14 protein-coding genes and 2 pseudogenes are annotated in these 17949 nt (G+C 55.7%); 8 read left to right on the top strand and 8 right to left on the bottom strand.

Annotated features, from left to right (window positions below; all coding sequences use genetic code 11):
* A pseudogene (locus INT20_RS08700) lies at positions 1–186 on the top strand (IS256 family transposase); the annotation flags it as partial.
* Between the two features lie 21 nt (positions 187–207).
* Positions 208–2307: an FUSC family protein gene (locus INT20_RS08695; protein WP_193056797.1), complete on the top strand. Its 2100-nt coding sequence runs from the start codon at positions 208–210 to the stop codon at positions 2305–2307.
* A gap of 32 nt (positions 2308–2339) precedes the next feature.
* On the opposite strand, the gene modC is transcribed toward INT20_RS08695, so the two are convergent.
* The 3 genes from modC to modA are packed head-to-tail and all read right to left on the bottom strand — an operon-like array spanning position 2340 to position 4925.
* Positions 2340–3452, bottom strand: a complete 1113-nt coding sequence (modC, locus tag INT20_RS08690) for a molybdenum ABC transporter ATP-binding protein (protein WP_193056796.1) — start codon at positions 3450–3452, stop codon at positions 2340–2342.
* Entirely contained in the window at positions 3445–4143 is a 699-nt protein-coding gene (gene modB, locus INT20_RS08685; RefSeq protein ID WP_193056795.1) for a molybdate ABC transporter permease subunit, read from the bottom strand. The genes modC and modB overlap by 8 nt, the downstream gene beginning before the upstream one ends.
* Positions 4140–4925 carry a molybdate ABC transporter substrate-binding protein gene (gene modA / locus INT20_RS08680; RefSeq protein WP_193056794.1) on the bottom strand — a complete coding sequence of 262 codons (786 nt, stop codon included), beginning with the start codon at positions 4923–4925 and terminating at the stop codon, positions 4140–4142. Before modA ends, modB begins: the two co-directional genes overlap by 4 nt.
* Positions 4926–5151: 226 nt before the next feature.
* Here modA and INT20_RS08675 point away from each other — a divergent pair, with 226 nt between their 5' ends.
* The gene (locus tag INT20_RS08675) at positions 5152–5562 is read left to right on the top strand and encodes a DUF1090 domain-containing protein (RefSeq protein ID WP_193056793.1); all 411 of its coding nucleotides are present in this window, start codon (positions 5152–5154) and stop codon (positions 5560–5562) included.
* Between the two features lie 62 nt (positions 5563–5624).
* Here the strand turns inward: INT20_RS08675 and INT20_RS08670 are convergent, their stop codons facing one another.
* The gene (locus tag INT20_RS08670) at positions 5625–6362 is read right to left on the bottom strand and encodes a CDP-alcohol phosphatidyltransferase family protein (protein WP_193056792.1); all 738 of its coding nucleotides are present in this window, start codon (positions 6360–6362) and stop codon (positions 5625–5627) included.
* A gap of 307 nt (positions 6363–6669) precedes the next feature.
* On the opposite strand from INT20_RS08670, the gene INT20_RS08665 reads away from it, so the two are divergent.
* From INT20_RS08665 to INT20_RS18065, 4 genes and pseudogenes are all read left to right on the top strand, one after another.
* Positions 6670–7659 (top strand): zinc-dependent alcohol dehydrogenase, encoded by a 990-nt coding sequence (locus tag INT20_RS08665; RefSeq protein ID WP_193056791.1) that lies wholly within the window; start codon positions 6670–6672, stop codon positions 7657–7659.
* A 28-nt stretch (positions 7660–7687) separates the two neighbouring features.
* Positions 7688–8086 (top strand): 6-pyruvoyl trahydropterin synthase family protein, encoded by a 399-nt coding sequence (locus tag INT20_RS08660; RefSeq protein ID WP_087109789.1) that lies wholly within the window; start codon positions 7688–7690, stop codon positions 8084–8086.
* Entirely contained in the window at positions 8083–10008 is a 1926-nt protein-coding gene (locus INT20_RS08655; protein WP_193056790.1) for a glycosyltransferase family 4 protein, read from the top strand. The genes INT20_RS08660 and INT20_RS08655 overlap by 4 nt, the downstream gene beginning before the upstream one ends.
* A gap of 4 nt (positions 10009–10012) precedes the next feature.
* Positions 10013–10828 (top strand): annotated as a pseudogene (locus INT20_RS18065) (lysylphosphatidylglycerol synthase transmembrane domain-containing protein); the annotation flags it as partial.
* A 111-nt stretch (positions 10829–10939) separates the two neighbouring features.
* On the opposite strand, the gene INT20_RS08650 reads toward INT20_RS18065, so the two are convergent.
* Positions 10940–11812 carry a RibD family protein gene (locus tag INT20_RS08650; RefSeq protein WP_193056801.1) on the bottom strand — a complete coding sequence of 291 codons (873 nt, stop codon included), beginning with the start codon at positions 11810–11812 and terminating at the stop codon, positions 10940–10942.
* A gap of 97 nt (positions 11813–11909) precedes the next feature.
* Between INT20_RS08650 and ribA the strand changes: the two genes are divergently transcribed.
* On the top strand, positions 11910–13016 hold the full coding sequence (gene ribA, locus INT20_RS08645; RefSeq protein ID WP_193056789.1) for a GTP cyclohydrolase II RibA: 1107 nt from the start codon (positions 11910–11912) through the stop codon (positions 13014–13016).
* A gap of 38 nt (positions 13017–13054) precedes the next feature.
* On the opposite strand, the gene INT20_RS08640 is transcribed toward ribA, so the two are convergent.
* From INT20_RS08640 to INT20_RS08630, 3 genes are all read right to left on the bottom strand, one after another.
* Positions 13055–13822 carry a creatininase family protein gene (locus INT20_RS08640; RefSeq protein ID WP_172117301.1) on the bottom strand — a complete coding sequence of 256 codons (768 nt, stop codon included), beginning with the start codon at positions 13820–13822 and terminating at the stop codon, positions 13055–13057.
* A 330-nt stretch (positions 13823–14152) separates the two neighbouring features.
* Complete coding sequence (gene mdoH, locus INT20_RS08635) at positions 14153–16135, bottom strand: glucans biosynthesis glucosyltransferase MdoH (protein ID WP_193056788.1); 1983 nt, start codon at positions 16133–16135, stop codon at positions 14153–14155.
* On the bottom strand, positions 16128–17669 hold the full coding sequence (locus tag INT20_RS08630) for a glucan biosynthesis protein (RefSeq protein WP_193056787.1): 1542 nt from the start codon (positions 17667–17669) through the stop codon (positions 16128–16130). Before INT20_RS08630 ends, mdoH begins: the two co-directional genes overlap by 8 nt.
* Between the last annotated feature and the right edge of the window lie 280 nt (positions 17670–17949).

Here is a 17949-nt window from a genome sequence, read left to right as displayed (position 1 = left end):
CAGTTCCGAAAACTCACCAAGACCAAGGGTGGGTTTGCCAACGAAAATAGCCTGTTGAAACTGCTGTATGCGGGTATCCTCAAGGCCTCAGAACGCTGGACTCACCCTGTGCAAAATTGGAACCTGACGCTGTCGCAAATGGCGATACATTTCCCAAAACGCCTGGACGGTCATATCGACCTATAATGACCAAACTGACACAAAGTTTTGAACACCCTCTCCCATAACGATGTGTCTCAGACGTCTCGGCTTTATAAAAGTGGCTGGAGTGAATATGAGACGTTTGTTGGCCGCTTCTACCCGATTGCTTACTACCGAGCCCTGTCAATAATGGTGATTAGACCTTACGATTTCGCAACCTGTGCTCTTGGCCGTTTCAGACTGAGTATTTTGACGTCTGACCCTGGCCGGGTTCGGCTTCGCTTGGCTGTGCGCACAATGCTCACGATGGGGCTTGTCTGCTTGGCGCTTCTCCTTCTTCATCGCTGGTTTCCCATGCCTGCGCCAGCCTATGCCGTTGCGATGCTTACTGCGCTTCAAGGAGCGGTGGCCATAAAGGATGCAACGGCTGGCAAACGCGCTGTTTCCCGCATTTTTGCCGCACTCTGCGGCTTCGCCGTTATTGCGGCGATTTCGCTAGTTGAACACTCGATTCTTCACATTAGTGCCGTGCTGCTTGGGGTCATTTTTTGGGCAGTGTTTATACGCCAGTTTGGCGCTCGCTGGCAGGGCGTCGGCGCGTTCACCTTTATGTGCGGTGTCATCGCTGCCTTTTTGAAGGCGCCTGATACGGACCTAATGGATATCGCTATTTCATTAGCGCTATCAGGCTTTATCGCGCATTTCGTCCGCAATTTTGTGCTGCCGGAACGGCCCGTTCAAGATTTTGAACGGGCGATACGTGCCTCCCTGCTCTCTGCAGACCGGTTGCAGGCCGGGGTCGCACGTTCGCTGCAGGCTGGAATGGCGATCGACTTGCGTGAAACGACCCGACTGGCACGTCGGGCGCAGGAGGCGACTTTCTTATGCGAAAGCTATCTACCCGCCATGTCGGAAGCAATGGATATCAAATTAGCCGATCTACTGGCGATGCGCCTGTTTGACCTGAGACTTGCTATCGAAAGGGTGCTCGATGACGCGCTAAAAGTTGATCATAAAACATCCGGCCCCGAGCTTGCCGTGCTTGAAAAGCAGCTCACTGAGCTGCGGGATGTTGAAGTAAAAGTGCGTGCCGATGTCGCTTCTATCGATACTTCCTCTTCGGCTTCATCTCCCAAGCGCCCGCCTTCGGTGCCTGCCGCGGCCTCGTCGCCGCACGGAAGCCTTCTCGCCAATCCATTCTTCAGGCAAGCTGTTCAGGTAACACTGGCATCCGGCATTGCCATGATTGTGGGTCTCGCGTTGTCTCCAGAAAGGTGGTTCTGGGCGGTGATGACGGCCTTTCTGATTTTCTCCAATACTCAGTCGCGGGGTGCTGTCGCCGTTCGTGGGCTTAACCGGGCGCTGGGTACTGCTGTGGGCATTTGCGTGGGTATTGGGCTTGCTACCCTGGTGCATAGCAATCTCTACTGGACCATACCGCTGGTGGCGATCTCGATCTTTGCAGCGTTTTATCTGATGATGCTCTCTTACGCGATGATGACGTTTCTAATCACCATCGCTCTTTCGCTCATCTACGGCATTCTGGGAGAGTTTACGCCGGGGTTGCTTGTCCTGCGGCTGGAAGAAACGCTGGTGGGGGCCTTCGCGGGAATCATCGTCTCGCTTGCCGTCTTACCGCAGAGTACTCGCGAGCAGGCCCGTCAGGCATTTGATCGCTTTCTATCAGCGTTTGAAAAGCTACTGGGGGATATCATCGCCGAAGAGGGCGACGCGAAGCGTCATTCACGTCTGATAGGATCCGTCACCGCGCTTGATACAGCACGGGCGAGCTTCGTTGATGCTGCAAGCCCCATGCAAAGCTTCATCTCGTTCGGGGCGACGCACCGGTGGGCTTATCAGAACTTGAAGTACGCCTCGACCCTGGCGTACGCCGCGCATCTGCTGGAGCGTCGGTTTAGCCAGGCTTCGCCAAATGAGCAAGAGCAGCAAGCAATCGCTGGTATTCGCGCTCGGCTTGCCCACCCGGCCGAGAATCATCTTGAGGCGCCCGCTTTAGAGAGCCCTGTTCAAAATAACCTGTCGACGTCAGCGGATAATGACTTAGCGGCCAACGATTTGGCGGCCAACGATTCGACGGATAACACCGCTGCTTACGCGATCACTCTGATACATCAGACGCTGGATCAGCGCGAAAGTGAGCGATAGCAGAGGCAACGTATCCGTTCAGCCAGACACACTTAACATGCCGTAAACGACACGCTGCGAATGAGTGCCGTGACCTGCATGCCTTTTGCCAACCCCATCTCATCCCATGATTTACGCGTTAACCGGGCGCGTAAGAAAAACCGGCCGATGCTTAAACGCAGCTCCACCGTATAAGGCGCTTCAGGGAGGGTGATGAAATCAGTGATAGTGGCGCTGAGCTGGTTGCGATAACTGGTGTTGGCGGGTGGAGTAAGCGCCAAGGCAATATCGCGGGCCAAAATACGTACTCGCAAGCGGCTGCCAATCGGCGCTGAGGTGCCAGGCAGTACCAACTGATGTTCGTCATCAAGCGCTAAATGGGTCAGGCCATACGCGTTTTCATGGGCGACTACTTCGCCTTGCAGTAGCGAGGCCGCATCAAATCCCCCCAGCTCATGGGTTAGATCAAAGCGCTGGAGCAGGGCGCCCAGTGTGTCGCTGGCGCGAACCTGTCCGGCTTTCATTACCACCAAATGATCGGCAATCGCCGTGATCTCTTCGGCATCATGGCTAACGTAGATAACCGGAATATCCACCTGCTGGGTGAGCCGGGTGATGTAGCGCAGCAGCTCCTCTTTGCGCGCGCCATCAAGCCCGGTTAGCGGTTCATCCATAAGAAGCAGTTGGGGGTCACTGAGTAGCGCTCGGCCAATGGCCACACGGCGCGCTTCACCCCCTGAAAGCGTGCCGGGCATGCGCTCCAGCAAGGCTTCGATACCCAGTAGTTCTACTATCTCGGCAAAGCGCTGCAAAGCTGGGCGACGCATGCCGTAGATTAAATTGCCGCGCACGCGGTAGTGCGGAAACAGGCGCGCTTCTTGAAATACAACGCCAATACGCCGACGGTGCGGCGGTACGAAGATGCCTTGCCGGGTATCCAGCAAGGTCTGCTCGCCCAGTGTTAGGACGCCCTGTTTTGGCCTTTCAAGCCCGGCTATCAGCCTAAGCAGGCTGGTTTTTCCGCTGCCGGAGGGGCCAAAAAAGCCGCTTACGCCTGTCGCGGGCAAGTTGAGTGCAACTGAAAGATGAAAATCCCCCAACTGCTGTTCAACCTGCAGTTTGAGTCGTGGGTCGCTGGCCTGAGGAGTAGTCGTTACGTTAGCCATCGCGTTCCTGTAGGCGTTGTCGGGTGCGCCGGGCTAGCCATTCCGAGGCAATTAACGATACCAGCGCAATGGCAATGGCGATTAGGCACAGCCGCGCGGCGGCGGCCTCTTGGCCGGGTGATTGAATCAGAGTGTAAAGCGCCAGCGGCAAGGTGCGGGTTTCGCCGGGGATGTTGGAAGCAAAGGTAATCGTTGCGCCAAACTCGGAAAGCGCCCGCGCAAAAGCGAGCACCGTGCCGGTTAACAGGCCGGGCACGGCCAGCGGCAGCGTAATCGTGGTAAACACCCGCCATCGGCTAGCGCCCAGCGTGCTGGCGGCGGCTTCAAGCTTGGGGTCAACTGCTTCAAGGGAGAGCCGTAATGCGCGTACCAGCAGTGGAAACGCCATTACGCCGCTGGCGACCGCAGCGCCTTGCCAGGTAAACGGCAGCGACACGCCCAGCGTGCTATACAACCATTGGCCAATAACGCCTTGTCTACCCAGCGTCACCAGCAATAAATAGCCGACTACTACAGGCGGCAACACCAGTGGTAGGTGAATCAAGCCGTCCACCACTGCTTTACCGCTAAACTCAAAGCGCGCCAGCCACCAGGCCACGGCAATTCCCGGCGGTAAAATCCAGGCGATGGCGGCCAGCCCGATTAACAAGCTTAGGCGGATGACCTCCCACTCAGCAGGCGAAAGGCTCACCGGGCATCCATATCGGTATCAAATCCGTACTGTGCAAAGATGCTCAGTGCTTCTTCGCTCTCAAGCCATTGGCGTAAAGCAATCGCTGCATCGTTCTGCTCGGCGTCGATTAAGGCAATCGGGTAGGTGATAGGCGCATGCGTTTCAGGCGGGAAAAGCCCCAATACTCTTACTTGTTGGCTGGCTAATGCGTCGGTTTGATACACAACACCCGCAGGCGTTTCTTGGCGCTCCACCAGTGTAAGGGCTGCGCGTACGTCGTTGCCACGCGCAAGCCTTGGGAGTAGCTCCTCCCACTCTCCTAGCGCTTCAAGCGCCTGTTGGGTGTAGATGCCTGCCGGCACATGGTCCGGGTCGCCGACCGAGAGTCGGTCCCGCTCACCCAGCAGCGTGGCGATGCGGGCGTCTTCGCCTGGTGTGAAATGCTCGGGAGCGTCTGGGCTTGCTGAAACCAGCGCCAAGCGGTTGTACAGTAAATCACTGCGCTTTTGAACATTAATGCCTTGGGCTTCCAGCCAGTCCATCCACTCAACGTTTGCTGAAATAAACAGCGCCGCCGGGCTGCCGTTGGCAATTTGGCGGGCAAGGGTGGATGAAGATGCATAGATCGGCGTTACAGATACATCATGCTGCGCTTCATAGGTCGCGATAGCTTCGTTAAGTGCATCGGTAAGCGAAGCTGCCGCCGCCACTTGAATATTTGCCGCTGCATAACTTGCGGTAGGCATCACCATCATGAGCAGGGGGGCTATCAAGGGGCGATAAATGGCGAGATTGATCATACGGTTACGGTCCTTGTGCGCATCTTCTTGAGGGTTAATGTAACGCTTTTATCATGATCTAATCCAGGAGGCGGTAGCCAACATTGGCCATACGCACGGGTGATGAGTCCTTGGTCATTGCGTCAGCAACGTTTAAACAGAGTGGCGACCGCGAACTGCCAGGCATTTTGTGTATCTAACCCGCGATGAGTCAGTATTTATCAAATGAGCTGTTATAGGGAAAAACATGAAAAAAAATATGATTCAGGCAGGTGTTGTTGCCTTATTAACGGGTATGTTGTTACCACCGGTCGCCGCTGCCGCCGATGATTTATGTGAAAGCAAGGCAGCCGATGTTCGTGAGCAGTTAGCGCATGCCCAGGCTCAGGGTAATCAGCATCGAGAGGAAGGCCTGCAGCGCGCGTTAGATGCGATTGACGATAACTGCACGAATGAAAGTGTACTAAATGATGCAACGGATGAAGTAAAAGAGAGCCTTGCAGAGGTTCAAGAGCGCCAGGCGGAATTTGAAGAAGCGCTCAATGAAGGCGATGACGATGACATTGAAAAAAGGCGCGTTAAGCTGGAAGAGGCAACGCTTGAGCTGGAACGCCATACTGAAGAATTGAATGCGTTACAGCAGCAAATTAGCGAGTAAATCATTGGGCGCTATGCCAGGCATAGCGCCCATCAGTAGCAGGGTAAGTAACGTGCAGGTCATTAAAGTGCTTGGCGTCGGCGCTGTTGATAAAGCCACCAGGTGTCGATGCCAAAGGAGTAGGCAAGTGAGAGTAGTGCGCTAAACGCCAATAGGCTCGCAACGAGCGTGGGCGTCAGCGGGGTGAGCGCCAATAGCAGGGCGGATACTTGCCAAACGCACACCACTTTACGGCGCCTGCTGGCAAATAAAGGGGCTGAAAGCCACGTAAAGTGCCAGCTAGCCACCACAAATAAATAGCGCGTAACGCCAATCAAAAGTACCCACAGCCCTAACGATTCAAGTTGAATTAACCCCACGCAGAGCAACAGGATAAGCAGCGCATCCAGCTCCATATCAAAACGGGCGCCAAACGTGCTATAGCTCTGCGTTTTTCTGGCTATCCAGCCGTCCACGCCATCCAGCATCAGCGCGGTGGTCGCGGTAACAAGCCATAGCCAAATGGCATGAGTGAATACATTGTCGGCCAGCGCCCCCGCCACCAACGCGACTAATACGGCACGCAGTAACGTTATTCTGTTGGCCCAGCCAAGTGCGCCACCCGACCAGAAAATCAATACGCAAAGGCTAATAAACGCATAGGTGCCAAACGCTAGCCCCCAGTTCAAAGCCGTTACCGTCAATGTGGGTAGCAGGCTGCCCAGCCCCAGCAGTAGCAAACTGCCCACCGCTAGTTCGCTGGCGCTGTAGAGGCGGCTCGATAAAAGATGGCTAGAAGCGAGCGTGGTAATTCGAACCATTGTGTCTCGCAAAGCGGATATCCCGCCCGCAGTCAATTGATGGGTGAGCCTGTTTTATATATACGCTTCTTATACGTGGCTCTGCGGTTGTCTACCCCATTAATCATAGCGTATTGATGTCCCTGAAAAGTACCTGCGTACATTTTTAACCGTTCTTAAACGAAATTGGCGCCCGCATTCATCGACCTGTGTCTTTTCTGGGCTAAGCTTTACGGTACGCCACAAAAATTTCATACGTTGGCCATGCCAGATTAACGGTAGAGGCGCCCAACTGGTTGGATGAAAACGCGAATAATAGGGAAATGACATGTCGGCGAACGATACGGCCACTGCCTTCTGGGTAACGCGCCCAAGGGCTGGCGAGCTTAAAAAAGAGACGCTCACCAGCGTAGGGGAGGAAGACGTACGCGTACGTGCCCTGTTCAGTGGCGTTAGCCGTGGCACTGAGTCGCTGGTATTCAACGCTCGCGTACCCGAAAGTGAAGTGGAGCGTATGCAGGCCCCTTTTCAGGCAGGTAGTTTTCCCGCGCCGGTCAAGTATGGCTACTGTAGTGTCGGCGTTGTTGAGCAAGGGCCTGCGCACTTGCTTAACAAAACAGTATTTTGTCTCTATCCCCATCAGGATCGCTATGTCGTTCCTGCTTCCGCCGTATTGCCTATTCCTGACAATATACCGGTGCCGCGCGCCGTGCTGGCCGCCAATATGGAGACGGCCATTAACGGCGTTTGGGACGCCGAACCAATGCTTGGGGAACGCGTCAGTGTTATCGGGGCCGGTGTTGTAGGCGCCCTGGTGGCTTACCTGTGTTCACAGATCCCCGGCGTGAGCGTCACGCTGATTGATATTAACCCGAAGCGCCAAGCGCTCGCTGAGCGTTTAGGCCTTGTCTTTTGTACCCCGGAACAAGCGCCCAACGATCAAGACTGCATCATTCACGCCAGTGGCCACCCCGAAGGCTTACGCCAAGCGCTAAGCCAGGTCGGCAACGAAGGCCGAATTATCGAAATGAGCTGGTTTGGCGAAGGGGAGGTGAGTATCCCCTTGGGCGGTGCGTTTCATTCACAGCGCCTTAGCCTGCGCGCCAGCCAGGTGGGCCAGCTACCCGCTAAATTGCGCCCGCGCTGGGACTTTCAGCGCCGTTTAATGTTGGCCTTGAGCCTGTTAAACGATAGCCGATTAGACGCACTGATTAGTGGCGAGAGCGACTTTGACGCCTTGCCCCAGCTTGCTCCCAAACTCTTTTCTGCGGGCAGTGATGTGCTATGCCACCGCCTTCGTTACCCCGCTCACGCTTAATCACTACAGCTTACTATCAGGAGCGTTTATGTACCGTCTATGTGTTCGTGATCACTTTATGATTGCGCATAGCTTTAAAGGTGACATTTTTGGTCCTGCCCAGCGCACGCATGGGGCAACATATGTCGTTGATGTGGTCTTTCAGCGCCCGGAGCTTGATGAGGACGGATTAGTGATTGATATCGGCCTCGCCAGCGAAACGCTCAAGGAGGTGTTGTCACACCTGAACTATCGCAATCTGGATGACGAAGAAGCCTTTAAGGGTAAAAACACCTCAACCGAGTTTATGGCCAGCGTTATCTTCAGCCGTTTGGCCGATGCCATCGGCGAGGGCCGAATGGGGAAAACCGCGCAAGGCATCGCTCGTATGGAAGTCAAACTGCATGAGTCGCATATTGCCTGGGCAAGCTATGAAGGCGATCTATGAGTGAACCACTGACGTTTATTATCGCGGGGGCGCTTGATCAGCGCACCGGCGGCTATATCTACGATGCGCGCATTATCGAAGCGCTGCGTCAGGAAGGGCGCACCGTCGATGTCATCTGCTTATCAGGCCGCTTCCCTAATGCCGACCAGGAGGCTGCCGAGCAATTGGCTACGGCACTAAACGATTTGCCCGAGGCCACGGACGTGGTGATCGATGGTCTCGCCATGGGGATGTTACCGGACATCATTATTGAGCAGGCCAATCGGTTGATGATAACAGCACTGGTGCATCATCCGCTGGGGGATGAGCAAGGGCTAAGCGAATCCGAGCAGCAGCAATTTCATCAGTCTGAGCTTACGGCGCTTGCCGCCGTCTCACAAATAATCGTGACCAGCCGGTTTACTGAGCGCCGATTGAAGGCGTTGGCAAACCGCTACGCCATGCCTATAGCGGCCACGGTTAGTGTTGTTGAACCTGGGGTGGACGTTGTCCCCATTAACGCCGCCCCAGCGCTTGGCGAGCCGCTGCGGTTTGTGTGTGTGGCAACGCTTGTTCCGCGTAAGGGGCAGGATGTGTTGGTCCAGGCGTTGGCGGGATTAAACCAGAGAAACTGGCAGTGTAACTGTTATGGCGGCGCACGTGATGCGGCGTTTGCCGACCGGGTAGCGCAGTTGATTGAGGCGCATGGGCTTGCGTCTTGTGTGCAGCTGCACGGCGAGTGCGACGCGACGACCTTAACCAGGACGTACGAAAACGCGCATGCCCTGGTACTGCCTTCCTGGTACGAAGGCTATGGCATGGTGGTCACCGAGGCGCTGGCGCGAGGCCTGCCTGTCATTACCACGACCGGGGGCGCTCTTGATGAAACCTTGCCGGAAGGCGCAGGCCTTAAAGTAACACCTGGGGATGTAAAAGCACTGACACATGCACTGAGCCGTTTCTGCGATGAACCCGAGCTGCGAGCGTCGCTTAAAGCCGGTGCAGAAGCGGTACGTGAAACGCTTAGCGATTGGCAGCATGCCGGTGCTGCGTTTGCTAAAGCGCTGAACCCGGCTCCCTCTTTTCATAATGGCAGCCAGTTTGAGGCCGATTGGCTCACGCTACGTGAAGAGGCGGACGTTACGTTTAGAAGCCAGCAGCTTCCTCAAAAAGCCGCTATATGGCTAAACGAACGCACTCAGACGCCGAGGCTGGTCGATTTAGGGTCAGGCAGAGGAAGCAATATGCGCTTCCTCGTGCCTTTTCTACCGACCCCGCAGCACTGGACGTTCATTGACCATGACGCTGAACTACTCAACGACGCCCGCGACAGCATCGGCAAGTTGGAAAATGCCCAGGCGGGCATTTGGGTAGAAACGCTCTGCACGTCGCTTGATTCGCTTGTTCATGTGCCTCTGCAGGATGCGGATCTGATAACCGCATCGGCACTGCTGGATCTTGTATCGCAAGGTTGGATCGAAACGCTCGTAACGCACTGTCAGGCACGTGATCAGGCGCTTTTAATGGCCCTTAGCGTGAACGGAGAGTGGGGCTTTACCGATGCCGATGATGAGCCGTTATCCGATGATGATGACCACTGGCTACTGGCGCTGTTTATGGCGCATCAGCATCGCGACAAAGGATTAGGTGATGCCTTGGGCGGGCAGGCTCACGAGACGCTGGTTAATGCGCTTGAACAAGCGAATTATCAGGTTGAACAGGTTGCTACCCCTTGGCTGTTGAGTTCGGCTAACCGTTTACATCAATCTTTAATGACGGCGCTCATTAACGGCTGGGCGGAAGCGGCGACAGAGCAGGCACCAGAGGCCGCTACTCGTATTGGTGAGTGGCGTGAGCGACGTACACACTTGGTGGCTTCCGGTGAAGTAGGCATTTGGGTGGGGCATTGCGACCTGCTAGCAACGCCAGAAAAAAGGGCGTAGCCCGATGAACATGCAGCGGATATGGCGCTCTCCTTGGGTTCGACGCGGGCTAATGAGCGCTGGCTTGCTGGTGGTGATCGCGTTATTTGTAGAGCCCCGTGACATCATGGGCCAGGTACAGCGCTTATCGTTGGGCTGGGTCGTTGTGGCGCTGCTGATTAGCGTGGTTCAAATTATGCTCAGTGCGTGGCGATGGCAGTTGACGGCCAACCGAGTGGGGGCTCCGCTGCGGTTTAGCTATGCATTGCGGGAGTACTATCTTGCCTTGTTAGTGAATCAGATATTGCCTGGTGGCATTTTAGGCGATGCTGGCCGCGCTCATCGGCACGCTCAACAAGCAGGCTCACGGGGTAGCGCATGGCGGGCGGTAATTATCGAGCGCACCTCTGGGCAGGTGGCTGTGGTGGGTTTAACCATTGCGGCCCTGTTACTTTCTCCGCTATGGCACGCCGTGCTTGGCTGGCCGGTTAGCCTCACTATTGTTGGTGGGCTGTGCTTTGCAGGCGTGGCCGTGTGGCAAGGAGTAGTGCGCTTGCCTTCATCGCGGCTACCGGCGTGGTGTCATTCGATGGGGGTGGATATCAAGCGAGGCCTTTTTAGCCCCGGGGTGTGGCACTTACAACTGGCATCTTCGCTCGTTATTGTCATGAGCTATGGGGTCGTTATGGTCTGTGCGGCGCGGGCCATTGGTGTCGAGCTTGCGGCGTCGAAAATTTTGGCATTGGCGCCGGTGCTTCTGTTAGCCATGTTAATTCCGCTGTCCGTTGCCGGGTGGGGACTGCGTGAAGGGGCCGCTGTGGCCACTTGGGCGCTGGTGGGGCTGCCCACTGCTCAAGGGGTTGCGGTATCCCTTGCTTATGGCGTGTTAGTACTGCTTTCAAGCCTGCCGGGCATTTGGGTGGCGTTGGATAAACGTCACCGTGCCCAGCCGTCAGGTAAAGGTGGTGGCTCTCAGTACCACATCAAACAGCGTGTCGTCTCCACAGCGAAACGTTCGCATCGTCGGGCGCAGAGCACTTCCAAGCGTCTCGATAGGCGTCATCTGAAGCCCCGGCCTGCCCGAGCCGATCAGCAGTGGGGCGACCAGAAGGTGCAGGCGATCAATGACGTTTGCTTCAATAAACCGGGAAACCGTTATGCCGCCCCCTTCCACCAGAATGCGCTTCAAACCACACTGATTAAGCAGCGTGATTACATCATTTGGGGCGAACTGCCCCTGCGCATTCAGCGGCAGTACATGGCGCTGAACCCGCGAATTGGGCGGCGGCGGTGTATCCGGCCCCACGATGTGCAGCGTGGGCGCCGAGTCGGTGTGGAACAGCTTTATGCCTGCGGGCACACGACCGCGCGGATCAAGCACTACCCGCGTGGGATGCGTGCCGGTGACATGACGCACTGTCAATTGGGGGTCGTCAGCACTGGCCGTACCGGCGCCGACGATAACGGCATCCACCAGCGCCCGCAGCCGATGCAGGTGAATCAGGCTCTCATGGCCGTTGACGTAGTGCGAGTGGCCGCTCTGCGTCGCAATACGCCCGTCCAGGCTTTGCCCCAGCTGGGCAATCACCCAGTGGGGGCGGCTTGCCAGCGGCACCAAGCAGTCCAGCAGGTCAGTGGCCGCCGGTGTTATAGCGTTCTGACGGTGCCAGTTGCCCTCAGCGTCGAGCCGCAATGGCGCCTCGGTTGTTCGGCCTTCACGTATTGCCAACAGCCACGCCCACGCCGTGTCTATATCCAGCGACGTCTTCTTCTCCAACAATGTTTTAGGACCAATGCAGCCACTATGGTGACGGGTGTCGGACATAACGCCTCCACGCTGAGAAAACAGTCTTATCTTGCGGGGCCGTATAGTTCAACGCAAGCGTACGCTACCCGCTGCACCAGGCAATCAGGAGGCCACTATGTATCACATTGAACGCGCTATTTTCGACATTCGCCGTGGGCTGCCGGTTGTGCTTAATACGGGGGAAAAGCGTCTGCTGGTACAGGCATTAGAGGGCATTGAGTCGGTCGATATGCTGGCCAAACTCGCAGGGACGCGACCATCTCTGGTATTAACGCGCCATCGCCTGGAGGCGATGGGCATGTCACTAACGGCGGAAGCAGCCTGTTTGCCATTGGTTGAGCATGTGAACGAAGATAATTTGCAGGCGCTCGCGGTGGTTCAAACGGCGAGCCGACCCGCGCATTCCTTATTAAGTGGCCTTAAACCCGCAGGGCCAGGTGAGCGTGGCGCGGTCGCACTCATGCGCCGTGCTTTGCTAATTCCAGCCGCGCTATGTGCCGATGTGAGTGACCAGGCGGCTGAATCGGTGGCGCAGGAAATTGCTCAAGGCAAGCTGTTGGAGGTTGATGCAAGAGACGCTGCAAAGTGCCTGGCCGGTGCACCGGGTATGCTGAAACGGGTGAGCGAAGCCAGGATTCCGCTGGAAGACGCTGCTGAAAGTCGCTTTGTGCTGTTCCGCGAGCCGGATGGGCTACGCGAGCATGTGGCGGTAGTGATCGGGCAGCCTGAAACGCTGGAAGGGGCGGTCCCCTTACGCCTGCACTCTGCGTGCCTGACCGGCGATTTGTTTGGCAGCCTGCGCTGTGACTGTGGCGAGCAGTTGCGTAATGCCGTGGCGGACATTCAAGCTATGGGCGGCGGTGTATTGCTTTACCTGGCCCAGGAGGGGCGTGGTATTGGGCTTGCCAACAAGCTGCGCGCGTATACCTTGCAAGACGGTGGCCTGGACACCATGGATGCTGACCAAGTGCTGGGGTTTGGTGACGACGAGCGCCAGTACGCCGTGGCGGTGGACATGCTTAATGCGCTGAAGATCTCTCAAGTGCAGCTACTGACGAATAACCCATTGAAGATCGCTGCCCTGCGTGAAGGCGGGATTGTGGTGGTATCGCGTCAAGCACTTTATGGGAGCGTCACCGACCAGAATCATCGCTACCTGAGCGCAAAAGCCAATCGAGCCGGCCATCTTTTCGGCGACGTATTAGGCCGACATGGGCGCTAACGCACCAGGCCATTGCGGGTAGTAAGTAATTAACACGCTTAAAACGCAGGCAGCCGAGCTGTTTCCGTGATCACGGTTGCCAGTTGCTCAGCGTAATGGTGTACCAGACGCTCACCCAATGCCGACGTGGCTTGGTGGGCATCACCGGCCACGCCGTGCTGGCTTAAGTCCTCGGCAAGCCAGGCAAATGCGGCGGCCCCTTCCGGGCCTACCAGTCGGCAATTTTCTAACGTGCCGAGCGGGGCAGCCTGATAGTTGTCCAGATTGACGGTGGTTGGCGCCAGGTATTGCATCATGGCGGTTTCAAGCAGCCCGCCGTGTAATCCATAACGCAGCTCCTGGGCATCAACCGCACCTTCAAGCGGTGGTAGCCGCGTATACGTCGCTTTAACGACGCGCATATTAAACTGCTGGCGTAGGGTGAGCGCGGCCAACTCCATAATGGCTTTATTACCGCCATGGCTGTTGATGAGTACCAGCCGGTTGATGCCCGCCTGAGCGACGCATTTCCCATACGCTTCAAGTGTGGCAATCGCGAGCGACGCAGGAAGGCTAAGCGTGCCAGAGAAGTTAGCGTGCTCGTCGCTTGCGCCCACCGCAATAGAGGGTAAGCAAACGACCTCTAGAGCAGGGTCAAGAACGCTCAGCATAGCAGCCTGCAGCCCTTCGCCAATAATAAGGTCCGTGCCTAACGGTAGGTGTGTGCCGTGCTGCTCAATCGCGCCCAGCACTAAAACGGCGACAGGATCGCGCTCGGCGACCGCCGCTAACTCGGGAACACTAAGCGCTTGCCAATCGTAAATCATAAATCCTGAATTCCTGGCGTAAGCTCCTTGTAACGGAGCTTGGCATGGAGGGTGTGATAGCCGGTCCTGATCAACGTTTTAGTAAACACGTTTTTGTAACCATAGCGCTCCTGTGCTTGAAACCACAGCGCTGTTGGCAGGTTAGGTCGAAAATTAACGTTTGAAAAGCTGTCACATACCATCACCCGCTGTGGGCACGCGCCGATAGGGGATGATCCACTCGGCAGGCATACAGGTCGCCCGAGGGCAGGCCATCTGCACCTGTGGCGAACCACAGGCTGCGTTAAACCAGCATCGAACTGCTTAGCCGATGTGCTAGCTGGCTAGGCATTAATGAGGCTCCTTCGTCTGGGCAGCCGGGGACGACGGCGCGTGGACGCTAAACTGGTTTAGCGACTGAGGCGGCATCTCGCCAGACAATTCAGAAGGCAGCGCATTAAGAACGTACGGAGAACCATCGGCCATGGCAGGCAAGGTTGAACTGTCGCGCGCCATAAGGGTGTTAAATTCATCCAGCAAAGATGGGCTCAAACGCGTGCTAGGCGTTTGTAGCAGCCCTAAGCGCTGATTGATAACGCCGCCCCACGTGCTGCTACTGGAGTACTTGATGATCGGCACGGCTAACAGCAGGCCTAGCCATACCGGCGATAGCCATCCAAAGGCTGAGGCGGAAAACAGCATGACAGCTCCCGCCCAGGCAAGGCCACATAGCGTCATCCAACCAGCATGCTGCCACACTTCTCCCCAAGGTAAAGAGCGCTCGCCTCGGGGTTGGGTTTGCCACTCAATAGAGCGCCCTAGCAGCACGGTGATAATAAACAGGCTGTGCCATGCCATCATCAAGGGTGCAATCAACGCGGCAAAGAGTATTTCCAATACCATGCTGGTGAATAGCTTAAGCCTGCCACCAAAAGCATGAGGACACTGTCCGAGTGCCAGTAAAAACCCCAAAAACTTGGGTGCCAGCAGCATCCCCAAGGTAATGGTCAGTAGTCCTACGGATAATGATTTGGGCAGCATTTGCTCTGTCGGCTCATCAATCGCCTGGTAGCCGACCAGGAGACTCGTACACACCAGCAGAGCGAGCCACACAAGTGATGATAAATAGGCAAAGGCGCCGAAGAAAAAATGTAGCCGACTGATGGGATGAAAGCCCGCGCCCGTTAGCAAACGTAGATGCTGTAAATTTCCCTGCAGCCAACGACGGTCACGCTTGGCAAAGTCGAGCATATTGCTGGGCATGGCCTCAAAGCTGTTATGCGAGGCGCTGGCATACGGGTCATGGCGTGAAACGGCGGTGGTGGCCGTGGTATCAAGAAGTACCTGCCAGCCACTTCTTTTTAACAGTGCGGCTTCAACGAAATCGTGGCTAAGAATTTCCCCGCCAAGCGGCGGTTTGCCGGGAATGGTAGGCAAGCCTGCGCTGGCCATAAAGGCGCGCGTGCGCACAATGGCGTTATGCCCCCAGTAGTTGGCAGCATCGCCTTGCCAGAAGCTTTGGCCTGCGGCCAGCATCGGGCTGTAAAGTGCAGAGGCAAACTGCGTGAAAAGGCCAAACAGCGTGCGTTGGCCAACTGGAATCGGAACGGTTTGAATCAAGCCGACACCGGGCTCGCGCTGCATACGGTGAACAAGCGTTAACAGCGTCTCGCCACTCATCAGGCTATCCGCATCCAGAACCACCATATAGTCGTAGCGGCGTCCCCAGCGGCAGCAAAAATCGGCAATATTACCTGCCTTACGCTCATGGTTGTTCTCTCGGCGACGGTAGTGAACCGCCAATTGGCCGGCAAGGCGCTGCTGAAGTGCTGCCACGTGGGCGGCCTCTTCCTGGGCTTTGTTGAGGTCCTGCGTATCACTCAGAATAAAGACGTCGAAGTGTTCGCTTAAGAGCGTCTCAGGACGGTTCGAGGAGGTGTGTGCCTGCTCAATTAGCGAGCGACAGGTCGCTTCGAGGCCTGCAATAGTGGGGATGGGAGGTTCTGCATAAATCGGCATGACCAGCGCTGTTTTACTCACCAGTAAATTGCCGTTAGGCGAAAGCGGCACTTGCCGACGCAGGCTTAAGGGATCTAGCCGCAGGGCGCACACAATAAAACCGAACACAGCGCCCCAAAACGCCAAGGCGATCCAGCTAAACGTTAGTGCAAACAGTACCAACATGGTGATTTGCCAGCCTATTTCCAAAAAGGAAATAACCTTGAACATCACCACACAGCCAGCAATGCTGGAACTGATGACGAGCACGGTCAGCAATGCGCGACGAAAGGCCAACCACGGAATCAACGGGGTAAGTTCAATAGATTTACGCATCGGGATACCACACATAGTTCCAGGTTTCGCTAATGGGCTGGTTGTTGAGCATTAAACGCAGGCGGATATCACTTGGTTCAGTTGTCGGCGGAACTCGAAAGCTGGCGCGCCACATGTTATCGGGGAGCGACATAACATGGGGCTGCGTGACGTTGCCGGTTTGGGTTCTAATGTCGAGCTTGACGGGTTGGTCTGGGGCAATGTCGTCAAGCGCACCGCCTTGAAAATCGACAACAAACTGGCGCTCTAATGTAGCGCCTTCACTGGCGCTCCCCTCAATGGTGGCCTTGCCATGACGGGTGCGAATGACTCGGCCTACGTCGTGGTCCTGGGCATCATTGAGTGTGTGGGTATGATAATGAAGGTGGCGTGAGTCCCCAGCGTTAAGCGGCTCATCGTCGACCCAATAGGCAACAATATTGTCGTGGGTTTCATCCGGAGTGGGTATTTCTACTAGTTCAACATGACCTGCGCCCCATGCATCAATAGGCGCTACCCATTGGCTGGGCCGTTGATGGTAATGCGCTTCCATATCCAAATAGCGGCTAAAGTCGCGCTCACGCTGCATCAGCCCAAAACCGTGGGGGGCGTTATCCACAAAGCTTGAAATATGTGTCTCTTGAGGGTTACTGAGCGGGCGCCAAATCCATTCATCAGCGCCTGTATGTATTAATAATCCGTCAGAGTCGTGTACCTGCGGCCGAAAATCATCAAACCTTTCATGGCTAGACTCGCCAAACGTGTACATGCTGGTAAGCGGGGCTATACCTAGCTTGGCGACATCGTGACGGGCAAATAGCTCGGCTTCTACCTCGGCATTGGTTTGCTCACCAGGACGCAGTGTTATTCGGTAAGCACCGCTTAACGATGGACTGTCGAGCAGAGCGAGCAGCGTGATTTCATCGGCATCTTCGCCTGGCTTATATAGCCAAAACTCCCGAAAGGCTGGAAACTCTTCCTTTTCAGATGACGCTGTGTCGACCGCTAATCCTCGCGTTGATAATCCGTAGGTTTGGTCCTGGCCCACCAAACGGAAATAGCTGGCGCCTAAAAAGACCGCGAACTCATCCGCGTAATCGTCATTGTTGAGGGGATAGTGCAGCCGAAATCCGGCATGGCCACTGCCGGTTAAATCCTGCTCAAGAAGCGCCTCAGCATTGTCATCGTACTGAAAATCATCGCTGGAGAAGGGCAGCGGAGTAACGTCATCGCCCTCAATGATATTCAGCGTGATAGGCGTTTGAAAAATAAATCCGCTATGAAATAACTGTAAATTGAAGGGGCTTTCATCACGCCAGTAGGCCTGGTCGGGCGAAAAGCGGATTTGTCGATAGGTGTCGTAATCAATCTCTTTTAGGGCCGAGGGTAGTGATTCTTCAGGCGCTTGATACGCCTGTTCAGCAAGCTGTTTAGCCTGCTCAATGACCGCATTGAAATGGTCATCTGTGTGGGCACTGGCTGGCAATGCCGTAAAGCAGCCAAGCAGTAATATCCACTTTCCGATCTCCGGGCTCTTCAACGTCGTACAGCGCATAGGCGAGTTCCTTTCGACGGCTGACTAAAACAGGGTGAGCTAACATCACTACCAGCATGTTTGAACAAATTTTGTACACTAAATCCTTTATGCACACTGTTCATCTAACGTATGGTCGCCAACCTGGGTAATGCCGCCACTTACACGGCATTTGGACGCCCGCTTAACGTATATGTAGACCTGCCGTTGTTGCGCTCAATCTTTCACTTGCTAGTAGGTAATGTAGGCCAAATATGGGCATTTTGCGCGATGCTTGCAGGCGCCGCTGGGCTATTTTTGC

The sequence above is a fragment of the Halomonas citrativorans genome, assembly GCF_014898005.1.
Classification (GTDB): Bacteria; Pseudomonadota; Gammaproteobacteria; order Pseudomonadales; family Halomonadaceae; genus Vreelandella; species Vreelandella citrativorans.
The sequence above is the reverse complement of the archived record's forward strand: the minus strand, read 5'-3'. Positions and strand labels throughout refer to the sequence as shown.